The following is an 890-nucleotide window of genomic DNA, read 5'->3' on the forward strand; positions in this document are numbered from 1 at the left end:
GCTGGGCGCCGGCAAGGCCGGCGCATCGATGGCCCAGGCGCTCGAAGCATTGTGGCCAGCCGATGCGCCGCTGTCGGGCCTGGTCGTGACGCGCTATGGCCATGTGCCTCCCCGGCCGTTGGGGCTTGCGCAGCGCATCGAGGTGGTCGAGGCCGCGCACCCCGTGCCCGACGCTGCTGGCATGGCGGCGGCGCAGCGCATGCTGGACCTCACGGCGGGCCTCACGGCCGATGATTTGGTTGTGTGCCTGGTGTCGGGGGGCGGCTCGTCTCTGCTGACGCTGCCGGCCGATGGCCTGGCGCTGGAAGACAAGCAACGCATCAACCGCGCGTTGCTGGAGAGTGGCGCCAGCATTGCGGAGATGAATTGCGTGCGCAAGCACCTTTCACGCATCAAGGGCGGGCGTCTGGCGGCCGCGTGCGGCCCCGCACGGGTGGTGACGCTCACCATCAGCGACGTCCCCGGCGACGACCCCTCCGTCATCGCCAGCGGGCCCACTGTGCCGGATGCAACCACCTGTGCCGACGCGCTCGAGATCCTGGAGCGCTACCGTATCGAGGTGCCCGCGCCCGTGCGCCGCGCCTTGCAAGAGGGCACGCTGGAGACGCCCAAACCCGAGGGTGGCGTCTTTGCCGGGCATGCGGTCCATCTCGTGGCCACGCCATGGCAGGCGCTCGAAGCGGCTGCGGATGTGGCCCGCAAGGCGGGGCTGGCGGCGCATGTCCTTTCGGACGAGATCGAAGGCGAATCGCGCGACGTGGGGAAGGTGCACGCGGCGCTGGCCCGCTGCGTGGCGTTGCGGGGTCAACCCTTTGCGCGGCCCTGCGTCATTTTGAGCGGCGGAGAGACCACCGTCACGGTCGGCCCGCGCCGCGAGGGCGCGGCTCCCG

At 71.2% G+C, this 890-nt stretch carries 1 protein-coding gene; it reads left to right on the forward strand.

Annotation, left to right across the window (positions count from 1 at the left end):
* Positions 1-890, forward strand: an 890-nt coding sequence (locus tag ACDELDRAFT_RS23105) for a glycerate kinase type-2 family protein (RefSeq protein WP_040330889.1), incomplete at both ends; no start/stop codon positions are given.

This window comes from Acidovorax delafieldii 2AN (genome assembly GCF_000175235.1).
GTDB lineage: Bacteria > Pseudomonadota > Gammaproteobacteria > Burkholderiales > Burkholderiaceae_C > Acidovorax > Acidovorax delafieldii_B.